22 protein-coding genes are annotated in these 18,850 nt (G+C 46.5%); 8 read left to right on the forward strand and 14 right to left on the reverse strand.

Features of this window, described 5'->3' with window-relative positions; all coding sequences use genetic code 11:
• Positions 1 to 70: 70 nt before the first annotated feature.
• The 3 genes from GKZ89_RS06970 to GKZ89_RS06980 are packed head-to-tail and all read right to left on the reverse strand — an operon-like array spanning position 71 to position 2,788.
• Positions 71 to 1,171 carry a M24 family metallopeptidase gene (locus tag GKZ89_RS06970; protein ID WP_155111676.1) on the reverse strand — a complete coding sequence of 367 codons (1,101 nt, stop codon included), beginning with the start codon at positions 1,169 to 1,171 and terminating at the stop codon, positions 71 to 73.
• Entirely contained in the window at positions 1,164 to 1,676 is a 513-nt protein-coding gene (locus GKZ89_RS06975) for a glycosyl-4,4'-diaponeurosporenoate acyltransferase CrtO family protein (RefSeq protein ID WP_155111677.1), read from the reverse strand. The genes GKZ89_RS06970 and GKZ89_RS06975 overlap by 8 nt, the downstream gene beginning before the upstream one ends.
• Positions 1,673 to 2,788 carry a glycosyltransferase family 2 protein gene (locus GKZ89_RS06980; RefSeq protein WP_155111678.1) on the reverse strand — a complete coding sequence of 372 codons (1,116 nt, stop codon included), beginning with the start codon at positions 2,786 to 2,788 and terminating at the stop codon, positions 1,673 to 1,675. The genes GKZ89_RS06975 and GKZ89_RS06980 overlap by 4 nt, the downstream gene beginning before the upstream one ends.
• A 210-nt stretch (positions 2,789 to 2,998) precedes the next feature.
• Between GKZ89_RS06980 and GKZ89_RS06985 the strand changes: the two genes are divergently transcribed.
• The 4 genes from GKZ89_RS06985 to GKZ89_RS21390 all read left to right on the forward strand — a co-directional run bounded on the left by GKZ89_RS06985 (position 2,999) and on the right by GKZ89_RS21390 (position 6,725).
• On the forward strand, positions 2,999 to 4,510 hold the full coding sequence (locus GKZ89_RS06985; RefSeq protein WP_155111679.1) for a phytoene desaturase family protein: 1,512 nt from the start codon (positions 2,999 to 3,001) through the stop codon (positions 4,508 to 4,510).
• 136 nt (positions 4,511 to 4,646) lie between these two features.
• Positions 4,647 to 5,765: a glycosyltransferase family 2 protein gene (locus GKZ89_RS06990; RefSeq protein WP_155111680.1), complete on the forward strand. Its 1,119-nt coding sequence runs from the start codon at positions 4,647 to 4,649 to the stop codon at positions 5,763 to 5,765.
• A gap of 153 nt (positions 5,766 to 5,918) precedes the next feature.
• Positions 5,919 to 6,110, forward strand: a complete 192-nt coding sequence (locus tag GKZ89_RS06995; RefSeq protein ID WP_155111681.1) for a hypothetical protein — start codon at positions 5,919 to 5,921, stop codon at positions 6,108 to 6,110.
• Between the two features lie 480 nt (positions 6,111 to 6,590).
• Complete coding sequence (locus tag GKZ89_RS21390; RefSeq protein ID WP_277753204.1) at positions 6,591 to 6,725, forward strand: hypothetical protein; 135 nt, start codon at positions 6,591 to 6,593, stop codon at positions 6,723 to 6,725.
• A 78-nt stretch (positions 6,726 to 6,803) separates the two neighbouring features.
• Here GKZ89_RS21390 and GKZ89_RS07000 read toward each other — a convergent pair whose 3' ends face one another.
• The 5 genes from GKZ89_RS07000 to GKZ89_RS07020 form a co-directional block, all read right to left on the reverse strand.
• A complete protein-coding gene (locus tag GKZ89_RS07000) occupies positions 6,804 to 8,129 on the reverse strand; it encodes a polysaccharide biosynthesis protein (protein ID WP_155111682.1) in 1,326 nt (441 codons plus the stop codon).
• Between the two features lie 98 nt (positions 8,130 to 8,227).
• Positions 8,228 to 9,298 (reverse strand): Ger(x)C family spore germination protein, encoded by a 1,071-nt coding sequence (locus tag GKZ89_RS07005; protein ID WP_155111683.1) that lies wholly within the window; start codon positions 9,296 to 9,298, stop codon positions 8,228 to 8,230.
• Entirely contained in the window at positions 9,295 to 10,389 is a 1,095-nt protein-coding gene (locus GKZ89_RS07010; protein WP_155111684.1) for a GerAB/ArcD/ProY family transporter, read from the reverse strand. The genes GKZ89_RS07005 and GKZ89_RS07010 overlap by 4 nt, the downstream gene beginning before the upstream one ends.
• A gap of 12 nt (positions 10,390 to 10,401) precedes the next feature.
• Positions 10,402 to 11,877, reverse strand: a complete 1,476-nt coding sequence (locus GKZ89_RS07015) for a spore germination protein (RefSeq protein WP_241680159.1) — start codon at positions 11,875 to 11,877, stop codon at positions 10,402 to 10,404.
• A gap of 133 nt (positions 11,878 to 12,010) precedes the next feature.
• A complete protein-coding gene (locus tag GKZ89_RS07020; protein WP_155111686.1) occupies positions 12,011 to 12,619 on the reverse strand; it encodes a cell wall hydrolase in 609 nt (202 codons plus the stop codon).
• 265 nt (positions 12,620 to 12,884) lie between these two features.
• Here GKZ89_RS07020 and GKZ89_RS07025 point away from each other — a divergent pair, with 265 nt between their 5' ends.
• Positions 12,885 to 13,367 (forward strand): sigma-70 family RNA polymerase sigma factor, encoded by a 483-nt coding sequence (locus tag GKZ89_RS07025; RefSeq protein ID WP_162356562.1) that lies wholly within the window; start codon positions 12,885 to 12,887, stop codon positions 13,365 to 13,367.
• Between the two features lie 80 nt (positions 13,368 to 13,447).
• Here GKZ89_RS07025 and GKZ89_RS07030 read toward each other — a convergent pair whose 3' ends face one another.
• From GKZ89_RS07030 to GKZ89_RS07040, 3 genes are all read right to left on the reverse strand, one after another.
• Positions 13,448 to 13,642, reverse strand: coding sequence for a hypothetical protein (locus GKZ89_RS07030; protein WP_155111688.1), 195 nt, complete (start codon positions 13,640 to 13,642; stop codon positions 13,448 to 13,450).
• 57 nt (positions 13,643 to 13,699) lie between these two features.
• The gene (locus tag GKZ89_RS07035) at positions 13,700 to 14,338 is read right to left on the reverse strand and encodes an SDR family oxidoreductase (RefSeq protein WP_155111689.1); all 639 of its coding nucleotides are present in this window, start codon (positions 14,336 to 14,338) and stop codon (positions 13,700 to 13,702) included.
• Between the two features lie 80 nt (positions 14,339 to 14,418).
• On the reverse strand, positions 14,419 to 15,312 hold the full coding sequence (locus tag GKZ89_RS07040) for a patatin-like phospholipase family protein (RefSeq protein WP_155111730.1): 894 nt from the start codon (positions 15,310 to 15,312) through the stop codon (positions 14,419 to 14,421).
• 184 nt (positions 15,313 to 15,496) lie between these two features.
• On the opposite strand from GKZ89_RS07040, the gene GKZ89_RS07045 reads away from it, so the two are divergent.
• Positions 15,497 to 15,679, forward strand: coding sequence for a YkvS family protein (locus GKZ89_RS07045; RefSeq protein ID WP_035408884.1), 183 nt, complete (start codon positions 15,497 to 15,499; stop codon positions 15,677 to 15,679).
• A gap of 58 nt (positions 15,680 to 15,737) precedes the next feature.
• Here the strand turns inward: GKZ89_RS07045 and GKZ89_RS07050 are convergent, their stop codons facing one another.
• Positions 15,738 to 16,535, reverse strand: coding sequence for a peptidoglycan-binding protein (locus GKZ89_RS07050; RefSeq protein ID WP_155111690.1), 798 nt, complete (start codon positions 16,533 to 16,535; stop codon positions 15,738 to 15,740).
• A gap of 196 nt (positions 16,536 to 16,731) precedes the next feature.
• On the opposite strand from GKZ89_RS07050, the gene GKZ89_RS07055 reads away from it, so the two are divergent.
• Positions 16,732 to 17,223, forward strand: coding sequence for a GNAT family N-acetyltransferase (locus tag GKZ89_RS07055; RefSeq protein WP_155111691.1), 492 nt, complete (start codon positions 16,732 to 16,734; stop codon positions 17,221 to 17,223).
• On the forward strand, positions 17,220 to 17,762 hold the full coding sequence (locus GKZ89_RS07060) for a GNAT family N-acetyltransferase (RefSeq protein WP_155111692.1): 543 nt from the start codon (positions 17,220 to 17,222) through the stop codon (positions 17,760 to 17,762). Before GKZ89_RS07055 ends, GKZ89_RS07060 begins: the two co-directional genes overlap by 4 nt.
• Positions 17,763 to 18,010: 248 nt before the next feature.
• Here the strand turns inward: GKZ89_RS07060 and GKZ89_RS07065 are convergent, their stop codons facing one another.
• Positions 18,011 to 18,235 (reverse strand): hypothetical protein, encoded by a 225-nt coding sequence (locus tag GKZ89_RS07065; RefSeq protein WP_155111693.1) that lies wholly within the window; start codon positions 18,233 to 18,235, stop codon positions 18,011 to 18,013.
• Positions 18,236 to 18,350: 115 nt separating this feature from the next.
• A complete protein-coding gene (gene queF, locus GKZ89_RS07070; RefSeq protein WP_155111694.1) occupies positions 18,351 to 18,848 on the reverse strand; it encodes a preQ(1) synthase in 498 nt (165 codons plus the stop codon).
• Positions 18,849 to 18,850: the final 2 nt, after the last annotated feature.

The raw sequence follows: 18,850 nt of genomic DNA on the forward strand, positions 1-18,850 counted from the left end.
CATGAAAAACCCCCTGGGATGCAGCGATTCCAGGGGGGTTTTAGCTGGCGCTCTATACTTGTGGTTTTGTCTATTTAATGATTTGCAGCTCTTTCGGGTAGGAAGTCAGCGTCTGTGCCCCGTTCTCCGTGATGACCACATCATCCTCGATCCGCACGCCGCCAATTTCCGGAATGTATATCCCTGGTTCAATCGTAAACGTCATTCCTTCCTTTAGAAGCCCGTCATTCGTATGAGCCATCGACGGGAATTCGTGAACGTTAATCCCCAGCCCGTGGCCCAGGCGGTGCGGGAAGAACTCCCCGTAGCCTGCTTCTTCAATGATTCCCCGGGCAATTTTATCCAGATCCCCGATCCTTGTACCCGGCTTTGCGGCTTCCAGTGCCGCCATTTCAGCTTTCAGCACTGTTTCGTAGATCGCTTTTTGCTGATCATCGGGTTCTCCGTACATAACGGTTCTCGTAATATCAGAGCAGTACCCGTCCAGTACGACTCCCAGATCAAACAGGACAAGGTCTCCTTTTTTCAGAACAGCGGTACCTGGGTTGCCATGCGGCTGGCCGGATTTTTTTCCAAACAGGACCATGGTTGAAAAGGACATAGCCTGGGCACCTTTTCTTTTCAGCTCATACTCTATTTTCGCCAGAACATCCATTTCGGAGACGCCTTCCCTTAAGGCTGCCACGCCTGTCTCTACGCCGAAGTCAGCCAAAGCGGCCGCTTTCTCCATGATGCTGATCTCTTTTTGGTCTTTAACGACCCGCAGCTCATTCATTTTCTCTTCAGCTGACACAAGCCGGGGAGATCCGGATATGTTTCGAAATGCCTCCGCTCTTGCATAGGAAAGGAGTTCACTTTCTATTGCAGCCTTTTGAATGGTGCCAAGCCCTCTTGAATTCAGCGCTTCCTCAATTTTTTGGAAAGGGTTTTCGTGGTCGCCGTACCCGATGATCTCGTCCTTGAATCCCGCATCTGCAGCCTGTCCTGTCTCCATTCCCGGACAAATGAAGAACGGTTCCTTATCCCGGAAAACAAACAGACCCATCAGTCTCTCATGTGGATCGGTCAGAAAATTGGTTAAGTAAAATACATTCTCCGGCGAATGGATAAAAGTGATGTCAACCGCTTCTGCTTCCATCCAGCTTCTTAGTTCTTCAATTCTTCTATTCATGATCTCTCGCCTTTCTGTATGTGATAGGTGTTCTTTCTTTTGTTTTTCTTTTTTCAAGTGTTCTGATCAGACGGAACCGATTATACCGCTGAACGGCAATAAAGGGCAAATTGAATAAAATGGCATACAGCATGAAAATACAGGCCGTAAAAGGCTCATTCCATAGAAAGAAAGCTGATGCTGAAAAAATCTGCAGCCAATGCGCCGTTTCCCCTCTGTTTGTCTCCAGGATAAACCGGTTCAGCAGGGTACTTTTGCTGCCGGCTAATTTATTCTTCGGAAACCCGTTCCTAAACCAGCCCCCGGCTTCAGGCAATCTGTCTTTCCACCTTTTGATCCCAGCCTTTTCATATATCCTGCCTTCCTTCTCCCACCTTCTTTGCCTGAACAAAAAGGAAGGCCCTTTGAATGCTTCCGGTGAAAATTTGGATAGCATCCAGGAGAGCGCGACAGGAAAAGCTGCGAGCCATACGATATTTAACGCAATCTGAACGGCCTGACTCATTTGCGCGACGCTCCCTCTTGGCCGCCGCTGATCTTTCTGCCCTTCCAGACTGCATTTTTGCGAATGAACGTTTTATAGAGGGAAAAACAGAATACCGTCAAAAAGAACAGAAGATGCAGCGGAAAGAGGAGGATGCTCCAAATCGGGAACCTTCCAAATTTCGCAAGTGCACTCGATAGCTGAATCACGGCTGCTGTATAGAGAAGAAGATATGCAGGCCATTCATTCGTGAACAGTACCGGAATCTTGGCCCAAAAGGAGAAAAGTCCCCCAAGCCAGATAGATGACAGCAGCAGAAAACGGATTTTTGCTGCTGCAGCTCCAGAGGCAAAGCTTTTTGCCCAGCCGTTGAACATACTGACCGGTCCTTCCGGATACATGCGCATCGAGATGGCTTTTCTTCCGCTTGCATACAGGATTGCTTTTCCTGATTCTGTGATTTTTTTGCCCATCGCCATCGTTTCAACGACTTCATCTTTGATCGATTCATGACCGCCCCATCCGAAATAATCCTCTCTCCTGCAGAGCAAAGCCTGGCCGAAAGCCCCATTTCCTTTTTTCCTTGCCCAAGCGGGAGCAAAAGCCCCGATCGCTCCGACCGTCATGAGATGAAAAAGGGCAGACCCGGTTTCATACGGTTTTTGCATCGCATGAAAGGGATGGACAGTCAGCACAGACTTGCGTTCGATATGCCTGAATAAACCTGTCAGCCGGGCCATTCCGTTTTTTTCAAAATATGTATCAGCATCCATGAACAGGAGCCATTCCCCTGAAGCTTGGAGCGCCCCGTTCCAGCACGCCCAGGACTTGCCTTTCCAGCCTTCCGGCAACTCAGGAACTTTGATGACTGCAGCACCGTTTTTCTCCGCTACAGCGGCTGTATGATCCTCAGATCCATCATCCGCTACGATGATTTCAAAAGGCGTTTCGCTCTGGGATGCTATGGATTGAAAGAGGATTTGAAGGTTCTCTTCCTCATTTCTGGCCGGAATAATAATCGTGAGTTTGTCTTTTACCAATCTTCTGCTGCTGTCTGAAGGAATCGCTTCAAATGCAGGAATCCTCCAAAAAAGAAAAAGTCCGGCTAGCAGCGCAGCTATAATCATTGCCATCTACATCCACCTCACTGGCATGGTTTCTCCATTATACCCTTTTTTATTAAAAATGCGCAGGGAAAGGGCTGAATGAGGTTTCCTAATTGCTTTTTTGTGGAAAATATTCTGTATGCGATGAATGAATAATTCCCGCTTTTGGTTAAAATGATAGACGGACTCAGGATCAGTATGAATGATAAAAAATCGAATTATGGGAGGCACTGTAGCATGAGAAAGAAAGTGATTGTGATCGGCGGAGGCCTTGGCGGCATGTCTGCTGCCATCCGGCTTGCAGCAGACCAGTATGATGTAACCGTTGTGGAGAAAGGAGAAAGACTTGGAGGAAAACTGAACGTACGGGAAGGAAAAGGCTTCAAGTTTGATACAGGCCCTTCCATCCTGACGATGCCATGGGTACTTGAACAGCTGTTCCGGAGCGCAAACCGTGACCTTCATGACTACATAACCATCAAACGGATCGAACCTCAATGGCGGACTTTTTTTGAGGATGGAACGACGATTGACCTCACAAGCGACCTTCAAAAAATGATGCAGCAGCTGAAAGAGCACAACCCGGATGACCTTCATGAGTTCTTTCAGTACATGTCCTACTGCACCAAAATGTATGAATACAGCATGAAAAGCTTCTATAAACGAAGCTTAACGGGTGTCAACGATCTCCGCAACATGCATTCCATGAAAGAACTGCTCGCGATGGATCCAATAAAATCCATGGATCAGGTGACAAAAAAGCATTTCAGCAGCAAGCATCTGCAGCAGCTCTTCAATTTCATGATCATGTATATCGGTTCATCTCCTTATCAGGCACCGGCCATCCTGTCCCAGCTCGTGTATGTCCAGCTTGGCATCGGCATTCATTATGTGGAAGGCGGCATGTACAAGATTGCCGAAGCGATGGGCAAACTTTTGAGAGAGATGAACGTCAATGTTCTTCTGAACAGCAAGGTGAAAAGGATCATAACAGATGGAGACACAGCAAAAGGAGTAGAGCTTGAGAATGGCGAAACGCTCGAAGCGGATCTCGTCGTTTCCAACCTGGAAGCCATCCCTGCTTACAATACGGTTCTAGAGGATCATCCAGGCAGCAAGAAAACGGCAGCAGAGCTGGAGAAATACGTTCCAACCGTTTCCGGTCTGGTGCTGCTTCTCGGTGTCGACAAAGAATACAAGCACCTTGCCCACCATAATTTCTTTTTCTCGGAAGATCCGAAAAAGGAATTTGACCAGATTTTCAACGAAGGCGTTCCTGCTGATGATCCTACCGTCTACATAGGGATTTCTTCCAAGTCAGATCCTTCCCAGGCTCCGGCGGGCAAAGAGAACCTGTTTGTTCTTACCCATGTCCCTCCGCTCAAGCCAGGGGAATCATTTGAAGAGATCAAGGAGCAATATCGTGAAAAAGTGCTGAATAAGCTCGAGCGTATGGGTGTCAGCGGTCTCCGTGACCACATCGAATGGGAATACCAGTTCACTCCGGATGATATTCAGGAGCTGTACGGCTCAAATGGCGGTTCGATTTACGGAGTGGCAACGGATCGTAAGAAAAACGGCGGATTTAAAATTCCGAGCAGAAGCAAAATGCTTCACAACCTGTATTTCACAGGCGGTTCTACCCATCCTGGAGGAGGGGTTCCAATGGTTACCCTGTCAGGCCAGCTGACTGCTGATCTGATTCTCGAGGATGACTTGGCTAAAGCCACTCAGAAAGAAATCGGCTGATGGTCGCAAGATCACCTGTTAAGCGGTATACTTGAAAGAAGGGCTGGTCCTCTGCGGGCCTGCCTTCTTTTTTTGAATCCCCTGCTGTCCATTGTTCAGGGCGAGCGGGAATTTTCCGGAAAGGAGAATGTACCGGATGCTGTTTGCCTATTCATCAGTACTGCTGATCCTGCTTTTATTTACAATCGCTAATTCTTTTTTCATGCCGAAGCTGAAAAGGTCTGGTCCGGCACCTGGAAATGCTGTCAGCATCTTGGTTCCGCTGCGTAATGAAGAGCGTAATGTGCCTTCACTGATCACCATGCTGAAAAAGCTGACCTATCCAAATGTAAGGTTTTTTCTCCTGGACGATCAATCAGAGGATCAAACATATGAGCTTTTAAAGCAGCATGCAGGACCCGATAAACGGTTCACCCTTCTTAAAGGGGAAAAGCTTCCGCAAGGCTGGTCTGGGAAAGTACATGCATGTCATCTTCTCAGCAGGCACGCTGAGACGGACCTGCTGCTTTTTCTCGATGCAGACGTAAGGCTGCAGCCGGATACACTTGAGAAGGCGGTTTCGATGATGCGATCCAAAAACGCCTCATTGCTGACTGGCTTTCCGAGATTTCCAGTCACCTTTCTTCTTGAGAAGTGGCTTGTGCCCATGCAGCATTATCTCATCTATGTTCACCTGCCTTTATACCTTGCCAATTATACGGGCTTTCCAGCTGCGGCTGCCGCTCACGGATCCTTTATGCTCTTTAAAAGAGAAGATTATCTGGCAGCAGGAGGGCATGCTGCCATTAAAGATTCCCTTGTGGACGACGTTCATCTTGCCCGAAAAATGAAAGCCACCGGAAAACGGGTGATCCTAGCAAATGTCACAGAAGACGTTACGTGTTATATGTACCGCTCGGGAAAGGAAGCCTGGAACGGTTTCAAAAAAAATATTTTCCCTGGGTTCGGCCGCTCCCTCCCTGCTGCAGCCGCTCTTTGTCTGTATTTTGCCGCCGTTTGCATCTTCCCGGGACTGTTCGCTATATATGGTGCTTATGAACTGGCTGCCAAGCAGACATTTACAGCTCTCTATTTTGTCCCATACGTTTTATCTGTCCTTCAAAAGATGTATGTGGATTGGCGCTCCCGCCAGAGCCTGATGCTTGCTCCCGCAATACCGCTTTCAGCCGCTATATTTATCGCATTGATGGCAGTTTCCATCTATGCGTCCTTCAGCCGGAAGGGATACGATTGGAAGGGCAGGTCCTATGAATAGGCCTTCCCCTCCCGGTTCTCCGCCTGTATGGTTTGTCTGCCCGGGGAAAAGCTAATCAGGAATTCATCGAAAAGATAACCTGTACCTATTTCTCTTTTAATACGTTTTTTGTATAATAACGGTGTTCGCATTCCTCAAGGAGATGTATGATAAATGGCTGAATTTTTTAAAAGACGCAGTGTTCTGCTTTTAACTTTGTTCGGATTTGCCTGCCCTTTTATTGGAATGGCGCTTATTGATTTTTACTATTACAGTTCGCTTATCGGCTGGATTGCAGGATTTGTCTGTTTTGTTCTTGCGTACATCATTGTCATCAGGAGACCTGAAACGGAAACAGGCACTTGATTCTACTGGACAGCCTCAGGCCATTTAGGATGCATCAACCTGCTTCCTTTTTGGCCGTTGTGAATGAATAGATGAATGAACATACACCTCCCATACGGTTCCTCTAAGATCCCCTCCAATGCCTTCATCCTTCGCTTCCTTGTCACATTAATTGATGACCGAAAAGGCAGCCAGCTAATACAGGTCTGCCTGATGGAAATGAGTGATTTTCTATTTTTCTTTTTTCAGCCATGCTCTTCCTTCCCGGCTCGCTTTTACCAGTCCCTCAACCCCCAGATCTGCTTCCGTTGAATGATGAATCCAAACGTGCTGTATCGTTTTTGTTTACATCTCTCCAATTTAGTTTTTCTGTAATTTGAACCTTTAACAGCGGGCAAAACGTCTGTTGAAGCATAGAATAACGAAATGAGTTTTTTGATTTTTCTGATAAAATTATTTCTCTCAAATATGGAAAGACTGACCATACAGGAGGTGGAAATGATGGCTTTGGTTATTATTTGCAGAACGTGCAGCGGATCAGGAAAGCAAAAGCGTATTTCCTTTCTTCCCTTCAGTTCTAAATGCAGCGGCTGCAACGGCACCGGCAAGCAAAATGCGTCCGTGTTCAAACCTTGAACAAGCTTAAAGCTTTGAGAAACAAATGAAAATGGCTTCCCATTCAAGCAGGAAGCCGTTTTATTCGTTTTGTGTATTCTACGTAAAACGCCTTTCTGATAACAGAAACAGGGAGAGGCCGATTTTTCTGCAGATCGTTACATAATGGAGCAGGAACAGCAGAATGATTCCCGCATTCATTCCAAGGATAATGCCCGTCATTTGAAAATTCTGCATGGATCCGAGGATGTACATCATTAAAAAAGAAACCGCATGCGACCAGACCGAATGATAGAACGCATCTTTTACAAGTCCAAGCCCGATTAGATAAGCCTGAAGCGGGTGAATGAAAAAGTGGAAAAGAAAATAAGGCCACAGCAGCTGAAGATATAGAGAAGCTTCCGGTGCTTTAAAAAACAAATGAGTGAGCGGTTCTGCAAACCAGTACATTAAATATACAGCCGGGATCCCGTAAAGACATGTAATCCACATCGATTGCTGCAGCAGGCTCCTCAATCTTTCCCCTTCCTGCCTGGCAAAGGACTCAGATACGTTCGGAAGCAGGGCGATCATCAGGGAGTGGGAAAGAAAAGCAGGGAAAAATCCGATGCTCATGGCGACGCCTGCCAGGAGTCCGTATTGTTCAGTTGCAAGAACCCCTCCCACCCCGGATACGGCTAGAGCTCCTTTAATCAAAAAGGGCTGAAAAGCATTAGTGACCGCATTGAAAATCCGCAGCGCTGTAGTCGGTACCGATACAGCCATCAGATTTTTCCTGACTTCCCCTTCACTCATATGTGTATGCTTGCCCTTCTTCATCATCCTGAACTGCAGCACATACTGGGTAAACAAGTAGAAAAAAACCACTGCTTCACTTCCGATTAATACAGCGAGGGCGATAAACAGTGCGGTGCTTTCCGTAAAGTGCATGCTTTGAAATACAAGAAAAAGCGCAAGGAGCTGAACAGCCTTTCTTAAGAAGGAGGAGATCGCGATCTTATCCATTTGCTGTACACCCATAAAATACCCGCGGGCGATGGATGAGAAGGATACAACAGGTACAAGGATAAACAGCAAATAGCGGACAAGGGGGTGGTAGCCGTTAAACACGGGCAGAAAAGGGAGAACAGCCAGCAGGATGATCAAAATCATCCCCGTCAGCTTGTATACAAATGCAAGGGCGTGGCGGAGCATGCTGTAATGGTATTCCTTTTTCTGTTCTGCTGTAAATTTCGATATGCTGACCGGCAGCTCAAGACTGGAAATGATCACGACAAAGAAGATGAAGGGGAGCAGCTGCATGTACATTCCCATCCCATGCTCCCCAAGCTCCTTAGCGAGGATCATATTCAGATAAAATTCCAGGCACTCGCCGATAAATGCTGCCAGCGCGAGCAGCAGGGCACCTTTTGCGAAAGAATTCATTCCATGCACTCCCATCTGAAACTCTGCATTTTCATCATATGAGTGTGATGGACAAATTATCTTTCTTTTTTCAGCGCTGCATTCAGGCACTCTCTTTATTATTCGATCACCCCTGATTCATTAATCGTTATTTCCGCCTCTACCTCCGTTTTCACATCCTGATAGGTTTTTTTCCATTCCTTTATATCAAAGGAGCGAAAAGTGTGGGAAGCTTCATCTCCGATTCCGGTTGGGTCGATATTCATCTCTTGAAACTGACCGAGAAGATCGAGACACTCTTTCTCTACCGTTTTCGCGAAGGTCTTTTCAGCTTCTTTAATTTTTTCTGGCGTGATCTTCTTTCCGGTAAACTCCCTTATATGGCCTTCAAGTTTAATTTTAAATACGACACGATCCTCTGACTTCATGACAAGGTTCTTATCCGACGTAATGCTTTTTACGGAAATCATGTCACCGTCATCAAGTTTGAATGTATACGTTCCTTCCATGTATTCATCGGTCAGCAGTTTAAAGAAGATCATTTTTTCATTCGGCAGTTCTCCTACCATCCGGTCTTTATCAAACAGAGCCACACCCGAAATCTCCAGTTCATCCTTGCCGGAGAGCGAAAGGATAGGCAGGTACCCATCCTTTCCTTTGTCGTACAGCTCATATAAGAACAGGTGAAGGTTCTGCCTGGATAAATCCCGGCTATTCATGTTGTGACGGATTAAATTGCTCAAGTAAACCGCCGTTCCCCGTGAACCATATTGCCCCATTAAAATTTCCGATGCAGATTTCCGTCCGACCGCCAAATATACCCTGGATCCTACACTCGCATCCCGCTGCAGTGAATCAAGAAGTTCTTCAAAGCCTTCCTTTGCCAGCTCCTCTCCGAATATGGCCACCTGCAGTTTTCCATACACAAGCGGATCAGATGACTTCCGCTGCAGATCTGTCAGGAGATCACGGGTCAGCGTGGAAGTTTCTTCGAGCACCTCACTTTGAACCGGCTGCTGCTTCTGATAGACAGGAATGATGACTGTTCCTTTAATCAGTCCATCTTCTCCTTTGTCGTAGCCTGATGCCAGGATGATATTTACATCGTCAATGATTTCTTTTTTAATACAGCCTGTTGCAGGAAAAAGAAAAAGGAGGATAAAGAGAACGGCAAGCTTCCTTTTTTTCATCCCGTCCCCCCCTGTTTTTTCATTCTTTTCGCGACGAGCTGGAGAATGAGGATGACGGGAATGTATAGATAAAAATATGTCCCGGTCATTCCGACAATCGTATTAAATTGATTGATTTGCTCGCGTGTTTCAAACAGATTGACCGCCAGCAATGTAAGGGCAATAATCCCGATCAGTGTCTTTTTCTGGCTCCAGTTAAAGGTTTGTTTGATTCCCCTGCTGGCACACCAGAGCACCAGACATACATTCGGAAGGATAATCAGAACCCAATTGGCAATCCCGATGTATTCAAAGCGCTCCACAAACGGAATCTCAACGATTTTCCATATTGTTAATGTAGCCCAGATGTTCTTCTGCAGCTGCTCTGAGCTGAAAAAAACCAGTGTCACAATCATAATGAGGAGATAGATGCATGTTGTGAAAAAAATCGCTCCGTGAGCCCAGATTTGGGATTTTTCCGGTTTCTTGATGAACGGATAATAGACGAGCAAAGCCTCGAACCCAAGAACGGTTAATGCCATTCCCTTCGTGCCAGATAAAATATCCATCAAAGAGTGGTCGAACACCGGAGAAAGGTTTTTCCATTGGGCAAATTCCAGAGGGAAAATAAACGTAAAAATCAGATAGCTGGGCAGAACGACTCCAAAAAAGCAGATCCCGGTCACCACCCTGAAGCCCCCGCTCACAATATAGTAAACGAGAAGAAGGAATAAGGAGCTGAACACCCAGAGGTTAATATCGGGGAACATCCATACCTGGATGATCTCCATATACGTCCGGAGCACCTCTACTGCCAAGAGGGTGAAATACAAAGATATGAGCAGATTGATTGCTTTCCCTGCCCATTTGCCGAAGATGCGGAGATGAATATCATGAATGTTGCCTTCTGCCCCTTTTAAAATCTTATAAATCATCCAAACCATCAAGTGAGAAAAGAGCCCGGACAAGACGACAGGAATCCAGGCATCCTGTCCGGTTGATTTTGTGATGATCCGTTGAAAACCAAGGACACCGACACCAAATTGCAGGGAGTGGATCAGGTAAAAAACAAGGAAATGGGACACTTGATATTTTTCTGCAATCTTTGGCATGAACGCCGCCTCCTACTCATCAATATCCTGTTTTTTCTCTGCCTTCTTTTTGCTGAAACGGATGGGCTGCTTCGTTCTAAGCTGCAAAGGCCGCTTGAACATCTGTGAGAAAGGCAGACGGATAATGGCATCTTTCATATCAGCTGTCCTCGGTGGATAAATCGGCTCCAGGTAAGGCCTGCCCAGTGAAGAAAGCCTCAGCAAATGGGTTGCAAGGATACAGAAGCAAAAAACGATGCCGAGTAAACCGTAAAATTCAGCGAATAACAAAAAGGGGAAGCGCATTAGGCGCACCGTGTTGCTCATTCTATATACAGGTGAAGTAAATGACGCTAAAGCGGAAAGAGCAACGATAATCAAGAGGACATTACTCGTAAGCCCCGCTTCAACGGAGGCTGTTCCAATAACGATACCTCCGACAATCCCGATCGTCTGGCCAACCTTTGTAGGGAGACGTGCTCCCGCTTCCCTTAGAAGCTCAATCGTCAGTTCGAGGAACAGTGCTTCAAGTATCGGAGGCAAAGGGATCTCTTCCCTCGAACTGACAAGCGTGTTCAACAAATCTCTTGGAATCAGCTCATAATGAAAGTTCAAAGCAGCCACATAGATTGGGGTCACCAAAATGGAGAAGGCCATAGAAGCGAGCCGGACAATCCTGAAAAAGGAAGCCACAATATAATTAAAAAAATAATCATCGAAAGCTGAAAAAAATTCGACCAGTGTGCTCGGCCCGATTAAAACCTGAGGAGAACCGTCTACAATAATGGCAATCTTCCCTTCAGAAAGAACGGACACGACCCGGTCCGGCCGCTCTGTATCCACATGCTGTGGGAAAGGGGTGTGCTGGTTATCTGAAATGATCTGGGCGAGCAGCGAACTGTCCACGATGTTATCGATTTCAACTTCATTCACCCTCTGCCAGACAGACCTGACATTTTCGTCATTTGCAATGTTCTCCAGATACAAAATCGCTGTCTTTGTCGACGTAAGCTTCCCCAGATGGATTTCCTTAATACGCAAATGCTCGGAAGGAAGGCGTTTACGAATCAGATGGATGTTCGATTCGATCGACTCGACAAATGCTTCCTTCGGTCCTACTACACTGAATTCAACTTCAGGCAGACTGACCTGCCTCGACTTTTCCATTGAGACCCTGACAAGGAGGCAGCTCTTTCCATATTCAGAACGCGTAATCATAATAAAACCCTGCAGCAGCTTTTCCTTCATCACATCGGGATCAGAGGTTACCATTGCATTTTCTACAGGAACGGTTTGCTTCAGCTCGTCCAAATCGTTCCATTGTCCGGAAGTTACAGCCGATAGGACACTTTCCTGCAGTATTTTTGAATCGACAAGCGTGCGGAAGTACGAAATCCAGAAGCGCCCCGAGGCCCCGCTGTTCCCATATTGAATAAAATCGGAAGAACTCCTTAATACAGCCATCATCTCCGGTATCGAAGTTTTAGGAGAACCATCCATATTCTTCATCGTATCCATTGAAACTCAGCCCCGGTCCGTGTAAATTATCTACGGTTTATTTTGCTGTAGTTGGCCGGAAGTTATACAAAAAGGACCGGCTCCTTCTGCGGATACATTCTCCGAGAGAGCCGGTCCTTGCCTATCAGCCTGCAAAGGCATGATTCCCAATCTTTTCTTCAACTTTCAACTTTTTAATCCATTCACTTTCCGCTGTTTCCGGATTAAAGAAATACAAATAGTCTACCGTTTTGGTTCTTAGCGCTTCCTCTGCGGCTTGTTTTGATTCTTCATTTGCAGGTTTATGAATGCTTCCGTTTGCTACCGGGGAAAAAGCATTTTTTTCATAAATAACATCCTTCACGGTATCGGGAAACTGGCTGCTTTCCACACGGTTCAATACAACAGAGGCAACCGCCACCTTGCCTTCATGCGGTTCCCCCTTCGCTTCAGCATGCACAAGCTTTGCCAGAAGTTCCTTCTCTTCTTTTGAAACGGAGATTCCCTCTTCTGCTCCCTTTGCCTCTGCAGCTCTCCGGTCAGGTATTTGCAGGACCTCTCCTTCTACTGCTGCGTTTCTGCTCATTTCGTTCCATTTCTCTAAATCTTCGATCGTTACAATATACGCAAAGCTGATATCCTTCAGCGTTTCTCCGGGCTTCACCTTATGTTTTTCCTGTGCAGCTGCTTCTGCTGCATATAAAATGAACAGTCCGCAGGCAGCAGTGAAGATTGCATTTACTTTTTGTTTCATTTTTTCTCCTCCTGGCTCCTGTAAAAGTCATACGTATCAGGCTAACAGGTTATCGCACGAATTTCATTAGCAAATTCCTTCCATAACGCTTTATGGAACCTGTTACTCTGCCTTCATCATCCAAAAGAAACTTTCGTATCCCCGATTTATATTAAAAATCCCTTTTCATAAGGGCCATTTATTCATTTTTCAAAAGAAAAAAAGAATTTTATTCTTTAACTGCCGGCAAAAATTAGAGTGGATGCATCCCTGTCAGGGGAAAAAAATGAAGTTTTCTGAGCTGCTTGACTTGTATAAACCGATGATTCTCCATTTGATGAAACGTCTCTGTATTTACCGCAACCATGAAGAGTTTTTCCAGACAGCGTGTATTGCGCTTTGGGAGGCATCTAATCAGTACCTTCCGGAGAAAGGGTCCAAAGATGCTTACTTTTATCTTTTTATTAAAGGAAGGCTGATGAATGAAATGACGAGGCAGAATCAGCTCATAAGCCGGGAGGATCTGAAAGAGTCTGTGGACCTGGACATGTGCACGAGTGTTCCCTTTCCCCATGAGAATGAACCAGATTGGGATGTCCTTGCTGAGGGACTGACTGAGAACCAGAAAAAGTGGTTTCATTATCACATTTGCCTCGGAGACACCATTACGGAAATAGCTGAAAAGGAAGGCACAACACCCGCTGCAGTCAAAGGCTGGAGAAGAGATGCCCTCCGCAAGCTTAAAGAGAAGCTGCAGCTGGAAACGTAAACAGAAAAAAACCCGGAAGATGGTATAGCTCCCGGGTTTTCTCGTTTCATTTGGTAAATTTAACGGTACGAACTGCCGCTCTAGCTTCTCGCGGATTCGGAATAACGGTAGATGGTCAGCCCATTGTGCTTTGCTATTCCCCGAAAGTGCTTAAAGTCCGGCCGGTTCACCAGGACATCGCGCACAGAAAGGAAAATGTCTTTCGGAACGGTTATTTCACTCCGTTCCCCGCTCTTCAGCTCGTCCAGCATCCTGGAAATGGTATCTTGATCCACTTGGCATCCTCCTCTAACTTTCCTAAGTTTACAAAGAGAATGGCCTGAATGCAATCTTTACATGATGGACTGGACGGCTTCTTTGACGCCTGAATTTCCGCTGATGATTTCAAAAGTCTGGTCCCGTGCTGATTCTTCACTCAGACACTCTACCAGCACTTCTGCCACATCCTCACGGGGAATCGAGCCTTCATGATTTACCTGTTTCGCCGCTTCAATCTGGCCGCTGCCTTCGTCATCCGTTAACGCACCAGGACGGACGATCGTGTAATTCAACTCGGAATCACGCAAATATTGATCAGCTGCCGCTTTCGCATTCAAATATGTTTTCATCTCCTCAGGTCCTTCCTCCGGAGAATCCGTACCAATTGAACTGAGCATAACGAATTTTTTCACATTATGCTTTTTCGCTGCATCAATGAGCCGCTGCGCCCCATTTTGATCGACAGCGATTGTCTTGTCATCGCCTGTGCCTGAACCGGAGCCTGCTGCAAAGATAACGGCATCAGCTCCCTGCACCGCTTCACTGAGTTCTCCTTCCAGATCGGCTACAATCGTACTGGCCCCAAGCTTTTCAAGATCTTCTGCCTGCTTCTCATCCCGGATCATCGCGATCGGATGGTACCCTTTTTGAGCGGTTTTTTCAATAACATATCTTCCAGTGCTTCCATTAGCACCTGCGATTAGTACTTTCATTTCTATCATCTCCTCTGCTCCTAACTTTCCCCGCAGATAATCAGCTTAAACCGGCCAATCTTCTGCCGCTGCTCTGCGGTTTAGGAACGAAGCCACTCTGAAAGCCTGGAATACTGATTTGCTGCATCCTCGATTCCCTGTCTGTACAGAGCGTCAAGCTTAACAGGATTCCGTTCAATTCTTCCTACTTCAAGCTTTGCCTCCGGTCTGATCACAAATAGATTTCCTTTTTGTTCCTGCTCGGAAATATATGCGAGCGTTTCATTGTACATGGCATAGCGGGAAAGAATAGCAGTGGCCAGTTCCGGAAATTTCCTGAGAGATCTCCGCACCATCCATTGGCCCCTTGGCGGAGCTTTTCGGTACCCTTCATTTCGGGTGAGGATGATTACGTTTTTCTGCATCCCGTCCGCCTCTGCCTTGCGGATCGGAATGGAATCCACAATCCCTCCGTCCATCAGCAGCATATCCCGGTAAGGCACCATCGGAGCGATAAACGGGAGAGAGCTTGATGCCCGTATGACTGTAAGCAGATCTCCGATCGACTGCGGTTTGCTGAAATAGACCGGTTTTCCTGTCCGGCAATCGGTCGTTCCTATAACGAGCTTCTCCGTACTGTTTGAAAAAGCTTCAAAATCAAAAGGGACAAGCCGGTTTGGGATTTCATCAAAAATGTAATCCATTCCAAAAAGCTGTCTGCTCTTAATATAATTTTGAAGCGAGAGATATTTCGGGTCCCCGGCATAATCAATATTCACCGTACGGTTTCTGTCCATCTGCCGTGACAGATAGGAAGCGGCCATGCATGCTCCGGCTGAGACTCCGACGACATAGGGAAAATAGAGCTTCTTTTCCATGAAATATTCCAGAACTCCCGCTGTATAGACGCCCCTCATTCCTCCGCCTTCCAGCACTAAACCTGTATCCAATTCTTCTGTCCCCTTTCCCTTTTTCGAACTGCAGCCCCTGATCATCAGCAGGCGTTTCGTATTCATATACAACCCTATGAAACATAATAGCACAATACCATTGCCCGCCTCTTTAACCGGACCTTGTCTTTTTGATACAGCGCTGTCAATTCACCCTTTACTTTATTGGCAAAATAGTGCAAAATGTTTTCTAATGGGGGTATTCAGTACGATTGAAGGAGAGAGGGAAATGAAGATTGCTAAAGTTGGAAACCTGATTGAATTTAAAAACGGACTGCGCGGCATCGTAGAAAAGGTTAACGAAAATTCGGTCATTGTGGATCTGACCTATATGGAGAATTTTCTGGACCTTGAACTGGAGAGGCGCACCGTTGTCAATCATAAAAACTACAAGATTCTAAAGGAATCCTGATCGGGCTCCTTCTCGTTATATCTCTAAAAAAGGAATGGCCTAAGCCATTCCTTTTTCATTACTGATAAACCCTGATCTTTACTGATTTTGTTCCCCATTCAAGCGCTTCACTCAAATCTTCAAAAAAGACGTCAATTTCTGCTCCGTTGATCGCACCGCCAATATCTCCGGCGATGGCCTTTCCGTAGCCTTCTACTTCCACAATCGATCCGAGGGGAATGACGTTCGGATCAACGGCAATCACTTTCGCTTCCCCAAACCGGTTCAAATCAATCCCCATCTTCGTTATTCCCGAACAGCCATCGCAGCTAGCCGTATAGGCTGTACTGTGAACTGTCAGCTCCTTCACGGAGCCGGCAGCAGGATTTGCTTTTTCATTTAGCTTACGATATGTAGCAGGACCTGCAATCCCATCTGAAACGAGCCCCTTGGAGGACTGAAAAGAAGCGACTGCACGCTTTGTGCCGCTTCCATAAATGCCATCTGCCGGGCCGGAATAAGCCCCCCATGCTTTGAGCTTATTCTGCAGATCAGCCACCGGCTTTCCTATGTTGCCGGGCTTTAATACCTTTAACTTTGCTGCGGTCACGCTTCCAGCCAGCCCGTCTTCCGTAATGTTTGCTGCTGCCTGAAACTTTTTGACAGCCTCTTCTGTAATGCTGCCGTAATAGCCGGTTGCTTCATGATACGGATAAACCTGCTTTGTAAGCAAATACGTCTGCAGCTCTTTTACATCACTGTTAGCCATCCCTTCGGACAGGAGCCGGTCTCCCAGCGCTGCTTCTCCTTTAACAGGAGAAAATAAGGCTGCACCCATCAAACTCAAGCCTATCACGGCACTTGTTTTTTTAAACATTCCCGTTCGTTCCTCCCTGCATCTGATTAACAGATAAAAACTTCGCCGGAACTTTTATTTTATAGCGGGACTGAACCAAAAACGAATCTGCAGGACTAGAAATCTTCCATAATTATAGGCGGGGTATGACTATTTTCCCGCAGGGTCAAAAAGGAGGAAAAATGGTAAAATTGATCAATGGAAGGGAGAGAAACAGATGATCCGGAGATTGACAGTAGAGGACGCGGAACAGCATCTGAACTTGATGCTTGCTCTTGATGAGCAGACAGGAACCATGCTCTATGAACCGGGGGAGCGGTCCGATGATGCCGGGCAGCATGCGAAAAGGCTTGCCGCTGCTTTAAACAGCACCTTATTCATATGGGTCTGGGAAGAAAACGGGACCTTGACAGGGCATGTAACCGTCATTCCAGGACAGCTTAAGAGAACCTCGCACAAAGCATCCATTGTCATCGGACTACTGCCCAGTCACCAGAATAAAGGGCTTGGAAGCCGGCTGATGGATACAGCTATACACTTTTGCCGGGAGAGATCTTTTAAAAGACTGGAACTAACCGTGATGACTCATAATGAAGCCGCTGTATCGCTATATAAGAAGAAGCGATTTCTGATCGAGGGAACCATCCGGGCTTCCCTGACAGCAGATGGGGAACCGGTAGACGAATACATAATGGGGAGGCTGCTATGACATTTCCTGAATTGCGGACCGAACGGCTTTTTTTACGAAAAGTGGCTGATGAGGATGCGGCTGCTCTGCTTGACATATTTTCAAGGAAAAACGTATTGGAATACTACGGCATGGAGCCTCTGAAAGAAAGAGCAGAAGCTGTCCTGCTTGCCAGTAAATTTAGAGAAGGCTGGGAGAGCGGCAGCTCCATCCGGTGGGGACTGGAATATGATAGCCGGCTCATTGGAACCATCGGCTATCATAACTGGAGCAAAATCCATAAGCGGGCAGAAATCGGCTATGAGCTGCATCCTGATTTCTGGAGGATGGGATTCGCCTCCGAAGCCTTGCATGCAGCCGCCGATTTTGGCTTCCGGACGCTCGGGCTCCATCGAATCGGAGCAACGGTCAGACCGGAAAATATTGCGTCACTTAAACTGCTTGAAAAAATGGGGTTCCGGCAGGAAGGACTTCTGCACGGCTATCAATATACAGGCGGATCGTTTTTTGACCTGATTATGCTTTCACTGATCAAAGAAAATGGCCGGAACGGACTCTGACGGAAGCAAATACGGACTGAAATGAGCGGCAGGGTTCATTGGAAACCGGGATATCTTCGAAAAAATAGATTTATCTTCGAAAATTACCATATTTCTCCGAAAAGCACCGTTTATTATCGAAAATAAAAATTTATCTCCGAAAATGCTCCTATATCGATTTTTCGGCGGTTTTCGACACCTCTTCTTTCTGCTCGAGCCGGATGGTCAGGCCGTTGATGCAAAAGAGACAGCATTTGCTGTCTCTTCAATTAAAACCCCGCTATATTCGTATACTTCGTCCGCTCATCCTCGATTGTGATCAGCTTCACGTCTTTCATCAGAAAACTGATCAAATCCCCGCGCTTGTCCTCAAAGCTGATCCGGTCTCCGCTGCTGTATGCTTCAAGCACTCCTTCCTTGTTCCCTTCCGCCTCTACCTCTCTCATGACATAAAAATCGTTGCTGAAATGGTACCGTACTTTGTACTTGTTCATCCTTCAGCCTCCCTCTTGTTTTCACTATACCTTTTCAACATGTACGGGGGCTTCTCCTCTAACACAGCAGAAAAAGAAAAAAGCCCGCTTATCATAATAGCGAACTTCTTCTCTATTACCGGTTATCCACCTTCTCCGGATACAGATCATGATTCATCAGCCGGTGCTCGGCCATTGCTTCGTATTTCGTACCCGGTTTACCATAGTTCGTATACGGATCAATGGAGATGCCGCCTCTAGGAGTGAATTTGCCCCACACCTCGATATAACGGGGATCCATCAGCTTGATCAGGTCGTTCATGATGATGTTCATACAGTCTTCATGGAAGTCTCCATGATTGCGGAAGCTGAACAGATACAGCTTCAGTGACTTGCTTTCCACCATCAGCCTGTCCGGAATATAGCTGATATAGATGGCTGCGAAATCCGGCTGGCCGGTTTTCGGGCACAGGGATGTGAATTCAGGACAGTTGAATTTTACGAAATAATCCCGGTTGCTGTGCTTATTTTCAAAAGACTCCAGAATATCAGGAGAGTATTCGAACAAGTACTGTGTTCCTTGATTTCCAAGCAGCGTAACGCCTTGCAGTTCTTCATCTTTTCTTCCGCTCATGT

The sequence above is a fragment of the Metabacillus mangrovi genome (assembly GCF_009711125.1).
Classification (GTDB): domain Bacteria; phylum Bacillota; class Bacilli; order Bacillales; family Bacillaceae; genus Metabacillus_B; species Metabacillus_B mangrovi.